The sequence below is a fragment of the Campylobacter sp. BCW_6877 genome, assembly GCF_001762445.1.
In the GTDB taxonomy this organism is placed as follows: Bacteria; Campylobacterota; Campylobacteria; order Campylobacterales; family Campylobacteraceae; genus Campylobacter_D; species Campylobacter_D jejuni.
In genome coordinates, this window is the sequence record NZ_MJWW01000031.1 from 1 (window position 1) to 21,770 (window position 21,770).

23 protein-coding genes are annotated in these 21,770 nt (G+C 30.0%); 4 read left to right on the top strand and 19 right to left on the bottom strand.

What is annotated here, in order from left to right:
• Positions 1-183: 183 nt before the first annotated feature.
• Positions 184-921, bottom strand: coding sequence for a hypothetical protein (locus AJ936_RS02290; RefSeq protein ID WP_053872949.1), 738 nt, complete (start codon positions 919-921; stop codon positions 184-186).
• The gene (locus tag AJ936_RS02295) at positions 914-2,140 is read right to left on the bottom strand and encodes a hypothetical protein (protein WP_070210152.1); all 1,227 of its coding nucleotides are present in this window, start codon (positions 2,138-2,140) and stop codon (positions 914-916) included. The genes AJ936_RS02290 and AJ936_RS02295 overlap by 8 nt, the downstream gene beginning before the upstream one ends.
• 127 nt (positions 2,141-2,267) lie before the next feature.
• Between AJ936_RS02295 and AJ936_RS02300 the strand changes: the two genes are divergently transcribed.
• Positions 2,268-2,852: a YigZ family protein gene (locus AJ936_RS02300; protein WP_070274020.1), complete on the top strand. Its 585-nt coding sequence runs from the start codon at positions 2,268-2,270 to the stop codon at positions 2,850-2,852.
• Positions 2,853-2,895: 43 nt separating this feature from the next.
• Here the strand turns inward: AJ936_RS02300 and AJ936_RS02305 are convergent, their stop codons facing one another.
• The 6 genes from AJ936_RS02305 to AJ936_RS02330 form a co-directional block, all read right to left on the bottom strand.
• Entirely contained in the window at positions 2,896-3,279 is a 384-nt protein-coding gene (locus tag AJ936_RS02305; RefSeq protein WP_070210150.1) for a hypothetical protein, read from the bottom strand.
• Positions 3,280-3,354: 75 nt separating this feature from the next.
• The gene (locus AJ936_RS02310) at positions 3,355-3,690 is read right to left on the bottom strand and encodes a hypothetical protein (RefSeq protein ID WP_002859498.1); all 336 of its coding nucleotides are present in this window, start codon (positions 3,688-3,690) and stop codon (positions 3,355-3,357) included.
• Positions 3,680-5,257, bottom strand: a complete 1,578-nt coding sequence (locus tag AJ936_RS02315; protein WP_044778539.1) for an ABC-F family ATP-binding cassette domain-containing protein — start codon at positions 5,255-5,257, stop codon at positions 3,680-3,682. The genes AJ936_RS02310 and AJ936_RS02315 overlap by 11 nt, the downstream gene beginning before the upstream one ends.
• A 129-nt stretch (positions 5,258-5,386) precedes the next feature.
• Complete coding sequence (locus tag AJ936_RS02320; RefSeq protein ID WP_044778537.1) at positions 5,387-5,803, bottom strand: hypothetical protein; 417 nt, start codon at positions 5,801-5,803, stop codon at positions 5,387-5,389.
• 12 nt (positions 5,804-5,815) lie between these two features.
• A complete protein-coding gene (locus AJ936_RS02325) occupies positions 5,816-6,448 on the bottom strand; it encodes a toxin-antitoxin system YwqK family antitoxin (protein ID WP_044778536.1) in 633 nt (210 codons plus the stop codon).
• A gap of 8 nt (positions 6,449-6,456) precedes the next feature.
• Positions 6,457-6,684, bottom strand: a complete 228-nt coding sequence (locus AJ936_RS02330; protein WP_002855619.1) for a superinfection immunity protein — start codon at positions 6,682-6,684, stop codon at positions 6,457-6,459.
• 168 nt (positions 6,685-6,852) lie between these two features.
• On the opposite strand from AJ936_RS02330, the gene AJ936_RS02335 reads away from it, so the two are divergent.
• Together AJ936_RS02335 and AJ936_RS02340 are read left to right on the top strand one after the other, a co-directional pair.
• Positions 6,853-7,062 (top strand): transcriptional regulator, encoded by a 210-nt coding sequence (locus AJ936_RS02335; RefSeq protein ID WP_002778401.1) that lies wholly within the window; start codon positions 6,853-6,855, stop codon positions 7,060-7,062.
• Positions 7,063-7,122: 60 nt separating this feature from the next.
• Positions 7,123-8,079, top strand: a complete 957-nt coding sequence (locus AJ936_RS02340; protein WP_070274021.1) for a hypothetical protein — start codon at positions 7,123-7,125, stop codon at positions 8,077-8,079.
• A 4-nt stretch (positions 8,080-8,083) separates the two neighbouring features.
• Here the strand turns inward: AJ936_RS02340 and AJ936_RS02345 are convergent, their stop codons facing one another.
• On the bottom strand, positions 8,084-8,656 hold the full coding sequence (locus AJ936_RS02345) for a YceI family protein (protein WP_002868710.1): 573 nt from the start codon (positions 8,654-8,656) through the stop codon (positions 8,084-8,086).
• 73 nt (positions 8,657-8,729) lie between these two features.
• A complete protein-coding gene (locus AJ936_RS02350) occupies positions 8,730-9,092 on the bottom strand; it encodes an HIT family protein (protein WP_002857306.1) in 363 nt (120 codons plus the stop codon).
• Positions 9,093-9,198: 106 nt separating this feature from the next.
• Here AJ936_RS02350 and AJ936_RS02355 point away from each other — a divergent pair, with 106 nt between their 5' ends.
• Positions 9,199-9,903 (top strand): putative metalloprotease CJM1_0395 family protein, encoded by a 705-nt coding sequence (locus AJ936_RS02355; protein ID WP_070274022.1) that lies wholly within the window; start codon positions 9,199-9,201, stop codon positions 9,901-9,903.
• A 107-nt stretch (positions 9,904-10,010) separates the two neighbouring features.
• Here AJ936_RS02355 and AJ936_RS02360 read toward each other — a convergent pair whose 3' ends face one another.
• The 9 genes from AJ936_RS02360 to AJ936_RS02400 form a co-directional block, all read right to left on the bottom strand.
• Entirely contained in the window at positions 10,011-10,703 is a 693-nt protein-coding gene (locus AJ936_RS02360) for a hypothetical protein (protein WP_053872204.1), read from the bottom strand.
• A gap of 207 nt (positions 10,704-10,910) precedes the next feature.
• Positions 10,911-12,632 carry a GMC family oxidoreductase gene (locus tag AJ936_RS02365; RefSeq protein WP_070210148.1) on the bottom strand — a complete coding sequence of 574 codons (1,722 nt, stop codon included), beginning with the start codon at positions 12,630-12,632 and terminating at the stop codon, positions 10,911-10,913.
• Position 12,633: 1 nt separating this feature from the next.
• The gene (locus AJ936_RS02370) at positions 12,634-13,362 is read right to left on the bottom strand and encodes a gluconate 2-dehydrogenase subunit 3 family protein (protein ID WP_002857555.1); all 729 of its coding nucleotides are present in this window, start codon (positions 13,360-13,362) and stop codon (positions 12,634-12,636) included.
• Positions 13,363-13,497: 135 nt separating this feature from the next.
• Positions 13,498-14,202, bottom strand: a complete 705-nt coding sequence (locus AJ936_RS02375; protein WP_002870809.1) for a tetratricopeptide repeat protein — start codon at positions 14,200-14,202, stop codon at positions 13,498-13,500.
• Positions 14,202-16,031, bottom strand: a complete 1,830-nt coding sequence (locus AJ936_RS02380; RefSeq protein ID WP_002861161.1) for a dynamin family protein — start codon at positions 16,029-16,031, stop codon at positions 14,202-14,204. The genes AJ936_RS02375 and AJ936_RS02380 overlap by 1 nt, the downstream gene beginning before the upstream one ends.
• On the bottom strand, positions 16,021-18,207 hold the full coding sequence (locus tag AJ936_RS02385) for a dynamin family protein (protein ID WP_070274023.1): 2,187 nt from the start codon (positions 18,205-18,207) through the stop codon (positions 16,021-16,023). The genes AJ936_RS02380 and AJ936_RS02385 overlap by 11 nt, the downstream gene beginning before the upstream one ends.
• A gap of 27 nt (positions 18,208-18,234) precedes the next feature.
• Complete coding sequence (locus AJ936_RS02390) at positions 18,235-18,960, bottom strand: fumarate reductase iron-sulfur subunit (RefSeq protein ID WP_002854302.1); 726 nt, start codon at positions 18,958-18,960, stop codon at positions 18,235-18,237.
• Positions 18,953-20,944 (bottom strand): fumarate reductase flavoprotein subunit, encoded by a 1,992-nt coding sequence (locus AJ936_RS02395; RefSeq protein ID WP_002854193.1) that lies wholly within the window; start codon positions 20,942-20,944, stop codon positions 18,953-18,955. The genes AJ936_RS02390 and AJ936_RS02395 overlap by 8 nt, the downstream gene beginning before the upstream one ends.
• Positions 20,928-21,710: a fumarate reductase cytochrome b subunit gene (locus tag AJ936_RS02400; protein WP_002854660.1), complete on the bottom strand. Its 783-nt coding sequence runs from the start codon at positions 21,708-21,710 to the stop codon at positions 20,928-20,930. The genes AJ936_RS02395 and AJ936_RS02400 overlap by 17 nt, the downstream gene beginning before the upstream one ends.
• Positions 21,711-21,770: the final 60 nt, after the last annotated feature.

Here is a 21,770-nt window from a genome sequence, read left to right on the forward strand (position 1 = left end):
TAATTTATAAAATCTACTCAGTTAGTGAAACTTTATAATTTAAAAGATTTTAAGTCCTTTTTTTCAAAAAAGGAAATGAAAGTATAACCAATTAAACTTAAAAGGGGATTAAATAAAGGATTAAATAATATAAATATTTGTGTAAGTATTTATATAAGTATTTGGTGGGTTAAAAAATGGGGGCTATATTTTAGAGCACTCGTAATTTTTATTTTTTATATTAACAAATTGACTTTTAAGTGTTTTAAAATCTGGAATATAAGCATAACCGCTAAGCGTATCTATAACGATACAAAGAGCATCCTTTTTTGATAACAAACGTATAATGCAATCTGAATTATTCTTTGCTAAAGTTTTTTCATATGCATAATTGGCATTTTTTAACGGAGAATACACTCTGCCCATTTCATCAAATACTAATCTAGTAAATCCTGAACAAGATCCTTTAAATTCAACCTTTTCTATTCCGAATCTTTTTGTAAGATTAAATCTTTGTGTAGTTTTTTCATCATCTTTACTAATAACTCCACTTTGACCTGAATTCATTAATTTGTTATGATTGATTACATCAACAGCAATTTCTCTATCTATATTGATTTCAGTTTTACCTAAATTAGCATTTCCATCGCCATTTTTATCCAAGAAAATAGTATATGTTTGATCATAACCTGTGGCAGCTGATTTTATAAAATAAATCTGCCATTTACTTTTAAACCACTCTCTTTTTGCGATAGCCAACTCATCAACTCTTATGCCTTCTTGCATCATGGCTAAACTTTGGGTATATTGGATATCATTAAGAATTTGTATTGCACCTTCTAGTAGATTGTCTTTTTTTAAGTAAAGACTGCCTAAATTAAAAACTATACCTAAAATGAGAATTATAAACACAAATTCCAACAAACTGAAAGCTTTAATCATAGTTTAAAATCTGATATACTTTTTCATATTTTCCAAGTTTTACTTTAACAATTTTTTTGTCCATATCATGCTTATCGGCTTGTTTTAAAGCTTTTAAATAAAACTTATTGCTATTTTTTATTCCATAAAATCGCAATCTTTTTTGCAAACTTGGGGCTGTTGCAAGCTCTAAAACATCTTGTTTTTTTAATTCTAGCGCCAATTCTTTAGCAAAATGATAATTATTGGCAAAATGACGATTTGGATTGTTTATGAAATAATACAATAATTGATTAGCGACGATTAAAAAGTAACAAAATATCAAAAAAATTATAGAACATTCTATAAAGATTTTATACCTTAATCGAAAAACTGGTAATCTCACCCTATAACTTTGCATTAAAGTTTTTATAAGTAAAGGAGTGCAAATAACACAAAAAGGCAAAAAATCATCTAAAAAAAGTTTTTGTCTTAAAGAAAGCAACAAACAAAATACAAATGTTACGCTCATTAAAAACCATAATAAATTTTTATATTTCTGAAAAGTCAAACGATAAATAGTATAAAAAAAATACACAAAAACCAAAGGAGAAAAACATGCAGCAAAAATTCCTAAAGTATCTAAAAAATAACCTCTTGGACGACCACCTGTATCAAAACCATAAAAACTAATACTCGCTCCAAACAAAACAAGAGATAAGGTAAATAAAATAGCATTTCTTTTATAAATTCCAAAAAAGAAAAAAGTTAAAAATAAAATATTAAAAGATTTATCAACAAATAACACTATAATCAATAATATATAAAAAAGCCATTTTTTTTCATATTCGTAAGCACATAATATAGCAAGGGTTAAAAAAATCACCAAAGATGCGGCATTAACCAGTAAAGCACTTGCAACAGTACCCGGCAATAAAACAAATAACAATAAAGAAAAAAAAGCATCAATTTTAGTTTTAGTATATTTTAAAGCTAGCAAATACAAAAGCAAACAACTTAAAAAATGAAAAAATAAAAAAGGAAGCCTTAAACCAAAATCATTTTGCCCAAAAATAAAAGTTCCAAAATGAGATATATAATAAAGCAAACTATGGGAAAAAATAAGTGATTTACCCTGCTCACCAAAATAAATATCAGCTTCATCAGTACTAATACTCAGTGTTGAAATTCCATAAAGCAAAGCCAACAAATCAAGACTAAGTAAAATGATGATAAGTTTATAATTTTTGATTTTTTCCATAATGAAAATTTTACAAAATTAAACTTAAAATATCAATGCAAATCATATAAATATCAAACATCTTAAAAATTAACATCAAATTGATTTTAGTTTTTATAAGTATAATTTTAAACAAAAAAAGGCAAAAATGCAAACTATTGATCAAATTTTTCAAACACAAATCGATATTAAAAAATCTATTTTCTTATCTTTTCTTTGCCCTTTTAAAGATTTTAAATTTTTAATAGAAACGCTAAAAAAAGAGCATCCAAAAGCTGTTCATTTTGTCTATGCTTATCGTGTTTTAAATGATTTTAATCAAATTGTAGAAGATAAAAGCGATGATGGAGAACCTAAAGGAACTTCTGGAATGCCAACTTTAAATGTTCTAAGGGGCTATGATCTTATCAATGCGGCTTTAATCACTGTAAGATATTTTGGCGGTATAAAACTTGGTACAGGGGGACTTGTAAGAGCCTATAATGATGCGGCAAATGCCGTGATTAATAATTCTTCTTTACTTTCATTCGAATTGAAAAAAAATATATCCATTGCTATTGATTTAAAAAATTTAAATCGTTTTGAACATTTTTTAAAAACTTATTCTTTTAATTTCACAAAAGATTTTAAGGATTGCAAAGCTATATTACATATCAAATTAAATGAAAAAGAGGAGCAAGAATTTGAAATTTTTTGTAAAAATTTTGCACCTTTTGAAATAGAGAAATTATAAATTCTTGCAAGTAAATACAAAAGCTCCAAAATGGAGCTTTTGATTAAATTGCGTTCAATAAATCATTTAACAAAGTATTATTCTTACTTTGTTCATTTGCACCTTGTTGTGTAAGATCATTGTGAACGCTAGCACTTTGAGCTCTCATAAACAACTCGCCTTCATTTTGTCTAAAACGATAAGCGTAAACATTTGACATTTGAGCATAATTACTTAAATTTGAATTTGAGTTTTGCGCATTGCTTTGAAAACTATTGCTAGAATTTAAAGCATCTCCGCTTGACTTCTCATCCGCCTTATTTAATATATCCATAAAATCAGAATTTCCAGATGAAGAATAATCTTCAACCTGTTTATCCACCTGTTTATACTGACCACTAATAGCATCGTATTCATACGAGCTGATCGTTCTATAATTTACCTGCATAGTTTTCTCCTTTCAAAATATGCAAAAACTATACAAGCAAAAAGTGTTCCTTTTTTATGCAAAAATTAATGTTTTTCAATCATGATGAGTAGGCAAATGCTCCACATCAAGCTCATTATTGGCTATAAATTCTTCCTTGGCTTTTTTACAGTTTTCATCACGCATTTTACGGTATTCATTGCGAATCGTGATTTCTTTATCGCTTAGAGGTCTATCTTCTAAAAAACTAATATGAAAATAAGTATCATCGCTCTTTGAATAAGTTTTATAAAAATCTATATAATCAAAATAATCCTTGCCATTATCAAACTCTACGACCTCTTCTATATAAATCGTAGGTCCAAAACCCTTGTGATTTTGCGTATAGTGCCCAAAACCTGCGCTGTATTGAATTCTAAATTTAGCCATCATTTTCTCCTAAAAATTCTTGATAAGTTCCACGAAAATCCGTAAGCTTACCATTTTCTAAATGCCAAATTCTATTAGCAAAAGCAGAAACTAACTCCCTATCGTGGCTGATACAAAGCACTACACCTTTAAAATTATATAAAGCTTCACCTAATGCAATAATACTTTCAAGATCTAAATGGTTATCAGGTTCGTCTAAAAGCAAAAAATTCGGACGCTCTAGCATTAAACGAGAAAGCATTAAACGATGTTTTTCACCCCCACTTAAACTTGCTGCCATCTTTTCTTGATCACTGCCACTAAAAAGCATTCTACCTAAACACTTACGGATTTCATCTAGATCTTTAAATTTTTCACTCATAAGCCATTCGTAAAGTTTCAAATTTTCACAAATTAAATTACTTGTATCTTGAGGAAAATATCCAAGCTCTATAGTTGCCCCAAGATGTATAAATCCACTATCTGGACTTATAGCATGGGCGATGATTTTTGCCAAAGTACTTTTGCCCACACCATTTGCCCCAATCAAAGCGATTTTATCATTTTTTTCTATTTTTAGCTCCAAATTTGAAAATAGTTGTTTATCATAAGCCTTGCCTATACCTTTAAATTCTAAAACTTCATTACCTATTTCACGATTGGTTCTAAAAACTATGCTAGGATCTCTACGGCTTGAAATTTTAATCTCTTCAAGCTCTAGTTTTTCAAGTGCCTTAGCGCGGCTTGTGGCTTGTTTTGCCTTAGAAGCATTCGCACTAAAACGGCGAATGAAATTTTCTAATTCTTCTCTTTCTTTCAAGGTTTTATCGCGTTTAAGCTCAGCTTGTTTTGCCAAAAGCGTTGAAGCCATATACCAATCATCGTAATTTCCCGCAAAATCACGAATTTGTTTAAAATCCACATCCAAAATTCTTGTGCAAATTTTATTTAAAAAATGCCTATCATGAGAGATGACAACCAAAGTCCCTTCATGTCTTAAAAGTTCATTTTCAAGCCAAGAAATCGCCTCTAAATCAAGATTATTTGTAGGCTCATCTAAAAAAAGCACATCCGCACCCAAAAATAAAACTTGAGCCAGTAAGACTTTAAATTTATCCGCACTTTGTAAGGTGCTCATTAAAGCATCAAAATCTTTAATCTTTAAAGAACTTAAAATTTTTTCACAACGTGTTTCACAATCATAATTTGGATCTTCTTCAGCCGTTATTATCTCAAGCTCACCTAAACGCTCATTGATCTCATCAGTAAATTCCTCGCTCATATAAAGCTTTTCTTTTTCTTTTAAGGCCTCATATAAACGCTTATTTGCACACATCACTGCATCTTTGATGGTGTAGTTTTCAAAAGCAAATTGATCCTGTCCTAAAACTGCGATTTTCAAGCCTTCATCAAATACTATTTCACCACTACTTGACTCAATTTCTCCTGAAAGAATTTTTAAAAAAGTCGATTTTCCCGCACCATTAGCACCGATAAGTCCATATCTTTGTCCTCTAACAAGCTTTAAATTAACATTTTCAAATAAAAGCTGATTTGCAAAACGCATAGTAAGATTTTTTACTTCAACCATGATTTTCCTTAAATTTTTTACTTATAAAAATTTTTAAGAAATTGTATCAAAAAAAGACTTGAAATTAATTGAGTATAAAATATTAGTAAGTCATGAAATTAATTCTATTGACTTACTTTAATAAAAATATTATTGGAAATCTCCATTGATATAAGTTATATCTGTAATTTTCACTTGATTTATGTTAGAAACCTTATAAACAACACTCCAAAGACCTTTTCTCTGTTCCCCTTTTAAGACAGCATTAATCGTAGCCATACAAGAATCAAAATTAAGATCAAAATTTGAAATGGAATTAATTTCGATCATATCAGTGTAATTTACCATTCCATCATGCTTAGCCATTTCTTTGAGGCCTTTTACATAATCTTCATAATCAATCCCTTGGGCTTTAAGTCCGGATAATTCATAAAGATTTTTAAAAATTTCACTAGGAATTTTTTCTTTAAGATTTGAAACAACTGCCGTATTATCACATTTGTCTAATGAGTTGGCCTGAAGCAAGGCAAACCCCATTAAGAAAAATAAAATTACTTTTTTAAACATATCTAAACTCCTCTAATTTTTAGGTTTTGCTACTAAAATACCATTTCTATATTCTTCTTCTCTTACAATCTCCCCTTTTTTATATTCTCTAAAGACTCCATTTTTAAGTCCATTTTTATAATTCTCTTCGTCTTCTAAGGCGCCATTTTCATCATAACGCTTTTGCACTCCATCAAATTTACCTTTATTATCAAAATTATAATCACACATTAAAGTTCCATTTTCATAATATTCCTTGTAATTACCTTCAAATTCTGGCATACCATCTTCATTATAGCCAAGTAGTTTTCCCTTTGCTCTCATATTTCCATTCTCATAATAGCTTGCAAAATCACCATATCCGCGATTATCTTTAAAATGAACCTCCTCAAGTAATTGCCCATTTCTAGAATATTCCCTGCTAATTCCATCTTTTTTTCCATTTTTATAATTTTCTTCAGCTCTTAGCTGACCATTGTCATAAAAAGCTCTTTTTAACCCATGTATTCTTGAATCTTTATTATAGGGAATTTCTTCTTTTAAATTTCCATTTGGATATTTGTTTTGCTGAACTCTAGCCACATCGCTAGGTTGTCCAGGAAAATCACTTCCACAACCACTTAACAACATCGCAATTAAACTACAAATGCTTAAAAATTTTGTCATTTTTTCTCCTATTTCTCATTTTTTTCTTTAATAATAATAGTTTGCTTAAAACTTCCCGTAAAAGACCATATTAAACAAACAAGCCAAACAATAATAGTCCAACCAAAAAACAAATTTAGCAAAGAAATTATCAGCCAATTAGAATGCTTTCTGCTCAAACCAATAATAGCGGGCAACATGTATAATACAAACAATAATATTGTTACAAAAATAGACCCGCCACTTGCACCTTCCATGTAATTCTCCTTAAATAAAAATTTTATAAAAACTATTATTCCATACTATAACTTAATTAATATTGAAATATTAAATATATTTTATATAAAAGATTGAATATTTCAAGTGTTTTTAATAAAGAAATTTTAATGTAAAATTTTTTAAAGGCTAAATTTTTAAGGTAAAAAATGACAAAAAAGAGCAAGCGTGATATGGCATATGAACTAGACATTGATGTTAGCACTTTATATAATTGGAGAAAATATAAACCCAATTTATATCGTATTGTTATGCTTGGCTTTAAATTTGATGAACTTTTAGAAAATAGCAAAAAAACTCATGAAGAATTACTTCATATAGAACAAACCATACAAGATGAAATTGCTAAATTTAAATAAAACCCGCTTTTAAGCTTTTTTCTATACAATTATCACTTTTATTAAAATCAAGGATTTGAAATGTTTTTATTAGATTTTTTAATATCATTGAGCTTTATTTTTGAAATTTCAGCACTTGTGTTATCCTTTTACTTTAAAAATTCAAAAATTTTCTTTTTGACTTTAGTATTATTAGGAGCCAAGTTACCTTATTTTTATACAAGTTTTTTTCAAGCTAATTTATTTGTCGCCTTGTTTTTACCTATGGTTTTTACCCTATTTTGCCTTGGAAAACACCATGCTTTAATTTTAAATAAAAAAAATATTGCTTCAATTACAACCCTTATTTTTATAGGCATTTTAAGTATCATTTTACCTAGAAATACTACTTTTAATAGCGCTAGTTTAGAATTTCATTTTATTGCATTAGTTTTTTTTAAACCTGTGAGTGAATTAGGATTTTTATTTTTTTTAGTCGGCTTAATACTCATTTTTATCAAAACCTTTAAAACTAAAGAATATTATCTTATTATCGCATTTTTTACTGCATATTTTCAGTTTTTATTTCAAGAAGGAGCAGGAATAAGATATTTTGAATTTGCAAGCTTGGTTTTTTGTTTTTATCTTTTAAATTACGCTTATAGGTTAGCTTTTTTTGACACCTTAACAAAGCTACCCAATGAAAAAAGCCTTACACGCTTTACAAAAGGAAAAAACAACTATATCATTGCCTTGCTTCATTTTAATGAACTAAAAGATACCAAAGAAAGCTATACCAAACTCATTTTAAAACAAATTGCAAAAATTTTAAAACGCTTTAGAGCAAAAATTTTTATCGTAGAAAATGATTTTATTTTAATTTTTAATGATAAAAATCAAGCTTTAAATCATCTTGCTTTTTTAGAATCCACCTTGAAAAACACGGAATTTAATTTAGAAAATGAAAATTTTAAACCGGATTTTAAATTGATTTGGCAAGAAAGTGAAGAAAATTTGGATAAAAATTTACAAAGTCTAAGAGCAAGACTCTTAGACTAAAAAATTATTTTTCGTTTGCTTCAACTTCGATATTTAAATTAATATCATCACTTAAAGTAATAGTTGAAGTACTTGTTGCAAATTTAAAATCAGAGCGTTTGATTTTTCCATTTAAAGAAAATCCTATTTTTTCTTTTCCATCTTTGCCTTTAGCTACACCGCCGATTTCAGCATCTAAAACGATATCTTTAGAAACTCCAGCTATAGTTAAAGTTCCTGTCATTTTGCCTTTTTCATTATCGATTTTTTCATATTTTTTCATTGTAAAAGTCATATCAGGATATTTTTTTGCTTTGAAAAAATCATCTTGTTGTAAGTGATTATCTCTTGTTTGATTTTCTGTATTTACAGATGCGATTTTTATAGTTGCATCAAGCTTTTTAAACTCAGCACTCGCAGGATCAAAATCAATCACCGCAGAATAATCTTTGAAATTTCCTTTTACATTGCTAATTTGTAAATGTTTGATTTTAAAACCTACATCTGTATGTGCTTTATCTAAAGTATATTCTTTAGCAAACAAACCTGTGCTTAACAAAGACACCGCAACCAATGAACTTAATAAAACTTTTTTCATTTTTTTCCTTTTTTATAGTAATTTTCAATATAAAAATTTTATTAGATAAAACATAACAAATCATTAATAAAAATTAAAAAATTTTACTATTTAAAAATTTTACAAATTCTTCAAATTTAGGCAAATCAAGCTTTATTGCTTCTCTTTGCTGTTTTCCCCACATACACTCTGGAAAAAACGCATCTTCTTTAAATCTTGCCATAACATGAAAATGCACCCTTGGCACATAATTTGCAAAAGAGGCGATATTGATTTTTTCAGGTTTGTAAAATTCTATCATAGCCTTTTCACAAAGTAAAATTTTTTCAAAAAGTTCTTTTTGCAACTCTAAAGGACAATCGCTAAATTCTTTATAAATTTCTTTAGTAAAAATTTTAAGCCAAGGCACTTGAGCCTCCTCTTTCTCTATATAAATCAAATCATTTTCATAAATCATTACATTCCTTTGAAATTGTATTTATGATTATTTTACAAAATTTATCAAATTTTTAAGTCAAAATGCGTTAAAATTCCTAAAATTTAAAAAACAAAAAGGAGGATAAATGCAAATTAGTTCAAGTTATAACTCTTATAATTACTACTCTAGCAAACCTTCTTTTGATAAAACAAATCAATCCGATTCCACTCAAAAAGATGAAAAAAATCTTAGTGAAAATAAAGATGATAAAGAAAAAAATGGCGAACAAACCCAAATGGTTAATGGCGTAGAGCTAAGCCAAAAAGAAGTAGCTCAAGTTCGCGAACTCCAAAGTATCGATAGAAATGTAAAAGCTCATGAAGCTGCACATCAAGCAGCGGGCGGCGGCTTAGCAGGTGCTGCAAGTTTTACTTACACAAGAGGCCCTGATAATCAAATGTATGCTACAGCGGGCGAAGTTCCTATCAGCATGCAAAAAGGAAACACACCAGAAGAAACTATAGCCAATGCAAGACAAATCGCAGCAGCAGCTATGGCTCCTGCTGATCCTAGCCCACAAGATTATAAAGTTGCAGCAAATGCTGCAAAAATGGAATTTGAAGCAAGAGCTGAAGCAATGAAGCTTAAAGCCGAGGAAGCCAAAGAAAAAGAAGAAGAAAATAAAGAAAAAGATGACAAAAATTCAGAAAATAGCTTAGAAAAAACAGATAAAGATTCAAAAAACAACGATAAAAATTCAAATTTTGATAAAGATTTTAAAAATTTCATAGCCAAAACTTATCAACAAAACTCACAAAATAACGACATTAAATTCAACATCGCATCTTAAAATTCTTAATTTAAATAAAAAATTTCCTTATGAAAATGATGGCTTGAATTTATATGTTAAGATATTTAACATTTTTTATCCTTTTTATAATTTAAATTTTTGCATTTTCAAGCCTTAATATCTATACTTTTTGGTGCAGAATTTAAAGAAAGGATTTTGTTAAATTCTCCTGCATCATCACTAAATTTCACACCAAAAAGAAGTTCTAATTCTTTACTAGTGCTAAATTTACCTTCTAATAGTTTTTTTACAAGCTCATTCATTTTACTATCATCTTTGTAAGTTTCTTTGTTTTTACTTTCTGCTTGTATAGGTTTGAAAGTTTCTTTGTCTTCTTTTTGATTGTTTTTATTAGTTAAGAACCTATCTATATCTTCTTGAGTAAGTGGCTTACCAAGTTCATTAAAAAATTGTTTTTCCCTTTGTGCCCTTTCAGCACCCCATATTTTCTCAAATTCATTCATACTTGTAAGAGTTTTTAAAAGATCAACTTTTCGTCTATGAAGTGCGGACAAATCTACGCCTTCTGTAAGATAGTCTGTGCCAAATTTATTAAGTATTTTTATTTCATCCTTGCTTAGTTTATCTTCCATATATCTTTTATATAAAGAGTTTTCTACTTCTTTTACATCAGCAGATCCATTATAGCCATTTTCTTCTTTAAATTTTTCAAGATCTCCAAATTTTTTTATTATGGATTCATAATAAGCATCATCATCATTTTTAAGCACAGCTTTTTTATTGCTTGTGTTATTATTTAGATAATTGATATTTGTATATTGAGTATCAAAATTTACCATAGAAAACCCTTTTTTTATGATATTTTATTAAAATAATCTTGGATTCCAACCACCAAGAGCAGACTACATTTGCCTTTTTGTATAATTATAGTTTGAATAAGAATTTGTACCATTAATCATTTTCGCCTTCCTTGATATTATATACTATATCGGAAGAAAATTAAAAATTTATAATCTTGAGAGTTTTCAAAAACTCTCAAGTTATTATCAAGCTAAGCTTTTTCCACTTTTATGATATTTTAAAATACCTTCAGCACAGCGATAAGCCAAAGCTCCCACAGTATCAGTTGGATTATATCCACTATTGTGTTGGAAATTTCCTGCTCCTACAACAAAAAGATTATCCGCATCCCAGTGTTGTAAATAAGTATTAACCACACTAGTTTCTCTATCTGCGCCCATGGTTGTTCCACCTGTGTTATGAGTAGATTGATAAGGTACAACGCTATAATCCTTAAGATAAGCGCCTTTTTTAATTGATTTTACTCCTTGCATTCTTTTTGCTACCTCAGCTGTTTTATCTGTGATAAATTTATGCAAAGCTCTATCTTGATCGGTGAAATTATAAGTTAAGCGTAAAAGTGGCATACCAAAAGCATCTTTATAAGTTGGATCAAGACTTAAATAATTATTCTTATGAGGCAAAGAAGCACCTTGTCCTGCTACGGTAATAGCTCTTGTGAAATTATAGTTTAATGCTTTTTTAAATTCAGCACCCCAAGTTGGAGCTCCTGCTGGAAGTGGGGCTGATTGTATAGGGCGAGTTCCAAGCTGAACGCTATAAATCATAGCTCCATGAAGGAATTTTTCCTTAGAATGATCAAAATTATCTCCGTTAAAATCATCACTCGTAGTTCCTAAAGCACCTGAACCCATGAAGGTGTTAAATTGCTCATCAAAGAAAGCTGTTGTACCCATATTCATTTGGTAACAATAATTTCTACCTAAAGTTCCTTTACCTGTTTTTGGATCGTATTGCTCACCTATGTTGCTTACCATTAAAAGCTTAGCATTGTTAAACATATAACTTGTAAGCACAACTATATCAGCAGGCTGGATATACTCTTTCATCGTTCTAGTATCGACAAATTTTACCCCTGTTACTTTTCCGTCTTTTTTAAGAATTTGCGTTACATTGCTATAAGTGCGTATGGTGTATTTACCTGTGCTCATAGCCTTTGGAATTACTGTGTTTAAAGGACTTGCTTTTGCGCCATACTCACAACCAAAGCGTTCACAATACGCACAGTATTGACAAGGAGCTAAATCTTGACCATCAGGGTTTGTATAGCCACCTTTAGAATTTGAAGCTGGCAAACGATAAGTGTGTAAATTTGAACTTTTTGCTGCACTTTCAAATCGTTTAAGCATTTTAGTATTTTCAAGAGGTTCTTGTGGATAAGGACTAGATCTAAAAGCTCCCATTTTTTCTGCTAAAGGATTTGGCTCACCTGATACCCCACAGGTTTTTTCAAATTTATCATAATAAGGCTCCATATCCTTATAAGTCACACCCCAATCTTGCAAGGTATAATCATTACCTAATTTATTACCATATCTTTGTTTGCTTAGGGTTTGAATTTCAAAGTCATAAGGCATAAACCTAAAAGTCCAACCATTCCAATGCACCCCTGCACCGCCAACATTATTACCCAATAAAAACGAACCCATTTTACGATAAGGCAAGGCTAAACCACTAGGATCATGGCGAAAAGTCACAGTGTCTTTCGAGCAATCTTGCATCAAACCATAATTAATCCCATATCTCCACTCATCATGGATAAAATTAAAATTTTCAGTACTTTGCATATGTCCGCGTTCTAAACTAAGTACATTCAAACCTGCTTTAGTAAGCTCTGCAGCCACTATACCTCCAGTCCATCCTGCTCCAACTGTTACCACATCTACTTTTTTTAATACTTCAGCCATTTTAACTCTCCATATCTGCTAAACCCATAGGTTCAATGTTAAAAAATTCATCACTTGCAATTTTATCCACATAGCTCATTTGTGCGCCTGGATATTGCATCATTCTCCAACCATTTTTATTATCATTTCCGCCATAAATTGGATCAGCTAAAACTCCAGCTACTGTCATATCTCTTAAAAGTGTGAAAAAATAAGAAGATTTAAAACCTGTAGTTTGAATTTTTCCTTTTTCAAAATCGCTTAAAATTTTATCCTGATCTCCACCTTTAAGCAAAGAAAAAGATTTTTTATAACGCTTTTGAGCATTTTCTTCAAGAGCATGCACGCCTTCTAAAAAAATATCTTTGCGTTGCATAGGGGTTTGATAACCTTGTTCGGCTTTGCCCTCCATGAAAGGCCCTTGCATATATTCTCTATCATTATAACCATAAGCACTAGCTAGCTGATTATCGATAAAATAAGGCACGCCTAAACCTATAGCTCCTTCTCCTTGCTCATCTTTAGGATAAATTCTTTCACAGGCTGCACTTAAGGTATCAAATTCAGTTTGAGTTTGAAAAAACATTCTACCTCTAATTTTATTTGATTTTCCTTGTGAAGCTTGATGCGAATGCGTAAGTTCTGCTGCCTTTAAAACAGCACCGCCACCTATAGTGCTAGCTGCTACTACAGAACCACCTAGAAGCCCTAGTTTAAAAAAGCTTCTGCGATCAATAATATTGTCTTGCATTACTTCTCCTTGATAATAATTTAAACAAGACTATATTAGTCCTATTAATATAAATTTAACTTTAAAAAGCGATAAATTTTGTGTTATTCTTAATTTTATTTAAGTATATCTTTGAAAGTAATGAAAGTAGAACTTTTAATAAAGCTCTATATCTTTAGAATTAAGTTCTTTATAAGCTGCACAAGCTTCTTGATGTTTTTGATCACAAGCCATACCAAAATATCTTTTTGCCTTTGTTAGATCTTGTTTTTCTAGTTGATTATAGCGTCCTAACAAATAACAAGCCTCACCAAAACCTAAAGTGCAAGATTTAGAATAAAAAGCAAGGGCAGATTTTACACTTGCCTTAACAAGCTCTCCTTTATCATATAAAGACCCTAATTGATAACAAGCTCTTGCATTTTTTAAATCACAAGATCTTTTATAAAAACTTGAAGCCATTTGTCCATCTTTTTCTTTTTCATAAAATAAAGCTATATTATTACAACTTAACGATTCTCCTAAAGCACAAGCTTTATTAAAAGCCAAAAGAGCTTCATTTTTATAACCTTGATTTTGCAAAAGCAAAGCCATATTAGAACACGCATTTGCTAAACCCAATTTACAAGCTTTATCATAAAATTTATAAGCTTGATTTAAATCCTTACTCACACCCTTAGCACTCTCATGCATAAAAGCTAAAGAAAAACAAGCTTTAGAAATATCTTTTTCGCAAAGATTCTTAAAAATTTCATAAGCTTTATCAAATTTATTTGCCTCGTAAAGTTTTAAACCCTCTTCTAGCTCACTTAATGCAAATAATGAATTAAAAAATAAAAATAAAGCTAAAAATATTCTCATCAATCTTCCTTTATATTTTCTCTAACATTTAAAATCTGTGCTCTTCTTTTTTGAAGTTCTGCTTTTTTAAGATCTAAAAATTTATTTTTTTCTTGGATTAAATTTTGACTTTGTTCTAAGAAATTTTTTGCAATTTTTATCAGAATAGGCTTATTAATAAGCAAAGCTTCAAACTCATAAACATTTAATTCATTTAAAACTCTTTCATAAATTTCGCTTTTTTTAGGATAAAAAAGTACAAATTCAGAACTATCAAGCTCATAAAGAACACGGCTTTCATTGATTTTACGACTAAAAAATGCAAGGCTTAGTTTTGTAGCATTTTCATAATTTGTAAAAGCCTTAAGATTTAATTTTTCAAAAAATAAATCAAGCTCTAAAATACTTTTAAATAAAAGCTCTTTAAAATCTTTCAAAAAGTACTCATCGCTTGCATTACAAAAAGCTCTTAATTCACTAAAATTTTTATCACTTTGGAAAATGTGATCTTTTTGTATGTTTGAAAATTCTGCTTTAAAAAGCAAAATTTCTCTTTCAAGTATGTTTATAAAATCTTTTAATTTCATCTTGATTTCTTCAAAAGATTTATAAAGTTCATTTTTGATTTTTTTAAACTCTTTACTCATCACATCACTATTATAAAACATCGCCAAAAAAGCATCGTCGCTTGAAATATAAGGCGCTTTATAATCATATCTTGTGTATAAATCTTTCTTTAAAAATCCTTTGCTTTCTTTGTAAAAATAAGCATCTTTTTCCTTAACACTTGCAAAAATTTCACTAGAAATTCTTTCGCTAATGCTTTTAAGCTGTTCTAAAATCTGATGGTTTAAAATTTCAATCTCTTTTAAAAAATTTTCATACGCTAAAAGTAAATGCTTTTCATAACTTTGAAATTGATTTAATAAACGATCAAAAATACCTACAAAAAGTTGGTTTTCATCTTCTAAAATTTCGCATAAATTTAAAATTTTTCTTTTAACAAATTTTTCTTTTAAAGCTGTTGTATCTAGCTGAGTTAAAAAATCAAGTAAAGATTGAAAATTAGATTTTTCATAGCTTTGCTCATCTTTAGCTTCTTTACAAGAAATGGCAATAAGCTTATCAAAATATTTTAAAAATACACTTTTTGCATAATTTAAAACATTATCTAGCTCTTCTGTGTTTAATTTATCTTTTTGATTTAATACACAAATGCTATTTTCTCCTAAAAGTTCTAAATTTGCTTTTATGGCATCTTCTTCGCTTTTTTTACCTGCATTATCAATCAAACTTAACCAAATCGCCCCATGAATATTTTTAAGCTCATCAAGAGTTGTTAAAGTATCATTTTCATTTGCATTTAAACCTGGAGTATCTACAAGAGTAATTTTTTCAAGTAAAGGAATGGGTGCAAAAATATGCAAACTTTTTGCTTGTTTTACTTCATTTCTTTGATCCGTATAAAAGGCTAATTTTTCTATATTTGTGATAATATCACTTCCATCTTCAAATTCTACTCTTAAAAAATATTCTTTTGCATAGCGTAAAAAAGTAGGTTTAAAAGTAACAGGAACAACACCCGTAGGCAAACAATCACACCCCAAGATCAAATTTAGCAAACTTGATTTACCACTTGAAAACTGCCCTATAATAGCGATATTAACATTCTTATCTAAAGAAAACACAAGCTCTTTTAATTCATTTTCTAAAGCATAACTTGCGTGCATAAAAGGCTCGTTAAGTTCCTTACAAAGCTTTTGAATACGCCCTTTAAAGCTATCATCAAAACTCACACTATAAGTATTTTCATAGGCTTTTATAAAATCGTTTAAAAGATTAATCTGCATTTAAAAGCCCCATTTCAAGTTGTTTTAATTTTTCAATTTTTTCTAAATTTTCTTCAAAAGAATTTAAAATATTAATATCTTGATTTTTCAGACTCTGTAAAACTTTTTCAAGACTTTCTAATTTTGATTTTTGATTTTTTTCATAATGTTTTAATTTATCATTTAAAAACTCAAAAAATGCTCCATTGATATTTAAAGAGTTTAAAATTTCGCTCATTTTAAATTCTTTAAAAGTATCAAAAATAACCGTATCTAAATTCGTTTCAAGCTCATATAAATCTGATTTTAGATTGCTTAATTTTTCAATTTTCAATCTTAAAAGTGCAAATTTTTCGCTTTGAAAAATACTATCTATATTTTTTGAAATTCCATCTTTAAAACCTTCAAAACCATTGTCAAAATCATCTTTTAAAAAATCATATTTTAAAGATAAATTTGTTTTAAGCTCCTCGATTTTTTTAATATTTTCAAATTTAATTTCTCTTAAAATATCATTAATCCCATCTTTTGTGGTAATATCAACTATATTTAAAATACGAGAAAGATTAAGCTTTTGTGCATTATTTTTCAAATATTTAAACTCATCTATCAAGCGTTCTTTTAATTTTTTAGCCAAAAGTAAAACAAGATTATCTATGCCACTATCTATATTTTTAAGTTTTGCAATGGAATTTGAAATTTCATCTTGTGCTTCTTTTAATAAGGTGTTTTGCTTTTGAAGTTCAAGTAAAAGCTTTTGATTTTCTTCACTTACACCTTGTTTATTCTCCTTAATAAGACGATTTTGCATTTCATATTCGCTTAGAATATTTTTAAGCTCTAAATGCAATTCTTTTTTGTAAGCTCTTAAGGCAATCTTACTTTTTTCTCCTGCATAAAGCTCGTTAAAAAGATAGTTTTCAACTTCTTGCATACCACTTTTTTGCAAGCTTTCATTAGATGCTAAACCTTTATAAAAATCACTTGCCATTTTAGCGCTCACACATAAAAAATCAATCTTTTCCACTAAATTTTCATCTAAATCCACAAGTCTTGATTTTAAGCTTTCCTTGGTATAAACAATGACTTCTTCTAAATCCTTTTTGCTTAACAAATCCGCTTTAGTTAAAACAATTAAAAACTTACTCAGCCTTGAGTTTAAAAGACAATGCACCAAAAAGTCTGCATCTTTTTGAGTTAAGCTTTGAGAAGCATTCATTAAATGAATTAAAAAATCACTTTCTTTAAGATACTCATTTGTAACAATTTCTCTTTGAACTACAACATCATCAAGTCCTGGAGTATCAACTATGGAAATATTATTTTTTAAAAAATCTAAATGACTTTTAATTTCTATTTTTTTAATTAAAGCTGAAATTTTATTTTTAGCTGAACTGAAATTTTTAAGCTCACAAAGTGCGATATTTTGTATTAAAGGTTTATCTTTGATAAAATCCTCTATATTTACACTCTTATCCAGCTTGTCAATAAATTCTTTTAAATCTGCATTAAAGTGCGAACTTTCAAGTATATTTTGCCATTCTTTCTTATCCCAAAAATATATCTTTGCTTCTTCGCTCTTACCATAACTTAATACTGTTAAATTAGCTGTTTCAGGTATGTTTGAAACGCCTAAAAAATCTTCTTTTAAAAGAGCATTTAAAAGGCTTGATTTTCCTGCATTCATCACGCCAGTGATGGCTATATTAAACTCTAAATTTTGAAATTTTTCCAAAGTTTTTTGAAGTCTTGATTTTAAATTTTCATCAAAACTTAGCTTTTGAAGCTCTAAATTAATGGTATTTAATTCTTTAAAATCATTTTGAAATAAAGCTTTTTGATCTATACTTTGAACTTTTTCTTGTGAAATAAAATCAAGCATTTCGGTATTTTTTGAAATTTTTTCTAAAATTTTTAGAGCCTTAAGCAAATCTTGCTTTGAAATAAAACCTGATTTAAAAAGATTTAAAATACAAATTTGAGCATTTTGTATACTAAAAATATCCACTCTTAAATCAATTTTTTTACAAAGCTCTTGAAATTCTTTTAAGAGAAAATATCTTTCATAATTGTCTTTATTGACACTTAAAATAATCGCACACTCGGCCGTATCAAGTTTGCTTTTATCTTGAAATTTAGCATCAAAATTTAAAAATTGGAGTTCATTTTGCCAAATTTTTTGAAATAATTCTTTCATAATCTTCCCCTTAAAAAGGGGAAAGATTTATTTATTTCTTTGAGCGACAAGTTGTCTTCTCATATAAGCGATTTTACTTTGTAAAGGTAATTCTTTAGGGCAATTATCTTCACAAGCAAGCAATGACATACAACCAAAAACACCATCATCATCGCCTACTAATTCATAAAAATCTTCCACACTTCTATGGTCATGCGGATCTTGTAAATATCTAGCTGTTCTTAAAAGCCCTGTAGCAGCTATGAAATTTGGACGCATAAGTTTAGTTGCACAAGAAGCTACACAAATTCCACACTCTATACAACGATCAAGTTCAAAAGTTTCATCCGCAACTTCTGGCTCAATACGTTCTTCAAGTTTAGAAATATCAGTTTCTTTTTCATTATGCACCCAGCTTTCAACACGCTTACACATATCTTCAAACCACTCTCCTGTATTCACGCTTAAATCTTTAATATGTCTAAATGCAGGCATAGGCATAAGCTCTATCACTCCATCAGGATAATCTTTAGTTAAAGTTTTACAAGCAAGTTTTGGCACTCCATTAATCATCATCGCACAAGATCCGCAAATCCCTGCACGACAAACAAAATCAAAACTCAGATCCGCATCCATTTTTTCACGGATCAAAGTCAAACATACAAAAACCGTCATAAAAGGAGTTTCTTCAAGCTCATAAGTCACAAAATGTGGTTTAGAAATTTTGCTTAAAGGATTATATTTAAATGCCTTTATTGTCAATTTTCTACTCATAATCAACTCCTATTCTTTGGTTTGGTGCTTTATATTTAGCTTGCAATTCATAAGGCATTAAAGCGTTTTGAATTTCATAACGACCTTTGCCTTCAGCTTCCATTTTTTCACGGATAGCATCCACTTCAGCTTGGCGTTTTTCACTTAAAGGATTTTCTATAATATTTCCTTTAGCACCGTATCCACGAAATGCTGGTGGAATTTCCATTTTCATAATATCAAGCTCTTCGTATTCTATGCGTGGTAAGGTTTCGCCTTCTACCCAAAAAGTATTGGTTCTTTTCATCCAATTTAAATCATCTCTTTTTGGATAATCTTCCCTATAATGCGCCCCACGACTTTCTGTTCTTAAAAGCGCTCCATAAGCTACGCAAAGTGCTATTTTTAACATTCTTGGCACTCTATACGCTTCTTCAAGCTCTGGATTTGCACAATCAAGTTCTTTACAATGTACTTTAACGTCTTGAGAATCTTTATAAAGTTTTTCAAGTTCATCTACTGCTTCTTTCAAACCTTCACCTGTTCTAAAGATGGCCACCTTATCCCACATGATTTCTTTCATTCTGTTTTTGATTTCAAAAACATTATGTTTACCTTCTTTATCTACTAAAGATTTTAAATATTGATACTCTTTAGTTAAGAAGTCTTTTACTACATTTGTGTCAATTACTTCACCATTATTTTTACAATAATCTGCAAAATAATCTCCCACTATCATACCTGCTACAACAGTTTCAGCACATGAATTTCCACCTAAACGATTAAATCCGTGCATATCCCAGCAAGCTGCTTCTCCACAAGCAAAAAGTCCGTTTAACCATTGACTTTCACCCGTTGGTTTAGTTCTAATTCCACCCATAGAATAATGCTGCATTGGAAGAACTGGCGCCCAACCTTTTGGACCCTCATCTGCTGGATCAATACCATTAAAAGTTTTACAAATATCTTGTACATCGCGGAGATTTTTTTCCACATGAGCTCTTCCAAGTATAGAAATATCAAGCCATAAATGATCCCCATAAGGGCTTTTTACACCTTTGCCTTTACGAATATGTTCCATCATTCTACGACTTACCACATCACGGCTTGCAAGTTCTTTTTTCTCTGGTTCATAATCAGGCATAAAACGATATCCATCCACATCGCGTAAAATTCCACCATCACCACGACAGCCCTCAGTAAGCAAAATACCGCTTGGCACAATAGGAGTTGGATGAAATTGCACTGCTTCCATATTTGAAAGTCTGCAAAGCCCTGTTTCAAGAGCGATGGCTGCACCCGTTCCTTCGCAAATTACCGCATTTGTAGTTTGTTTATAAATTCTACCATAGCCCCCTGTTGCTATCATGGTTCCTCTTGCAATATAAGCAATGAGTTGTCCATTAGTTAAATCTCTAGCAATTACACCTAAGCATTTTTTACCATCATGGATGATTCTTACCGCTTCCATTCTATCGATGATCTTTACTTGGTGCTTAATGGCTTCATTTGCTACACCATAAAGCATACAATGCCCTGTTGCATCTGCGATATAGCAAGTTCTCCATTTTTTAGTTCCACCAAAATCTCTAGCATTAATAAGCCCGTGCGCTTCTTCTTTTTCTTCAATCACAGTTTTTTGTGCATTGATTACAACAGTTCTTGGACCTTTAGTAACTCTAGTCCAAGGCACACCCCAAGCCGCAAGCTCACGCACTGCTTTTGGCGCAGTTTGAGCAAACATTCTTGCTACTTCTTGATCACAGCCCCAATCACTTCCTTTTACTGTATCTGCAAAGTGAAGATCTTCATTATCACCCTCACCTTTTGCCCCATTTGCTAAACTTGCCTGCATACCTCCTTGCACCGCTGCAGAGTGAGAACGCTTCACTGGACAAATACTTAAAAGTGTTACACTTTGACCACTCTTTGCTACTTCAATAGCCGCTCTAAGACCTGCTAATCCTCCGCCTATTACTAAAGCATCACTATATTGTATATTCATAATTTGCTCCATTGTAGTTTTTTATCATCGCAGTAGTTTGGGTTTGATTTTGGTAGTTTTCATAACCTATTTTTATAAATGCTGCAAGACTTAACACACCTAAAACTAGGAAGAAAATACTGATTATCCATTTAGCAGTTTTAAGCTTTTTGCGACTTTCTTTTACATTTTTTCCTTCAAACCAACCCCATTTAACACAAAGTCTATAAAGCCCTATACTTCCATGAAGTTCAACACAGACTAAAAGAACAGCATAAAAAAGCCACATAAAATGACTTACAACCCTATCTCCTGACATATCGCCGCTGATTTTATCTGCATTGGTTACAATAAAAATAAGATGAGCAGAACCTAAGAAAAACATAATAAAACCTGTAAAAGCTTGAACCCACCATAACGAAGTATCGCTGTGATTCATTTTTTTACTGTGTGTTCTTAGTATTTGATACTGACGGTAATTAATAGGAAATTTTCTCATTGCAAGTAAAGCATGAACGAAAAAAACCACTAAAACACAGGCGGCTAAAAATGAAGTAAGATAACTCATAACAGGATTATCGTAAACAAATTTTAATTCTAAAAAATGCACTACAGAATTAAAAAAATCCTCACTGACTAAAATTGTAGAAACAAAAAGCATATGCACCCACATAAAAAGACCTAAAAAAAGCCCTGAAGCACTTTGGATAAAGTCTAATTTCGCAGGCATTTTACTTTTTTTGCCCTCAATGCTCTTACCCAAATAACCTTCGATAAGCTCACGCATCTTTACTCCTTTGTAAAAAGAAATTAAAAAAATCCATTTCATTATATTACAAAAGTCTTT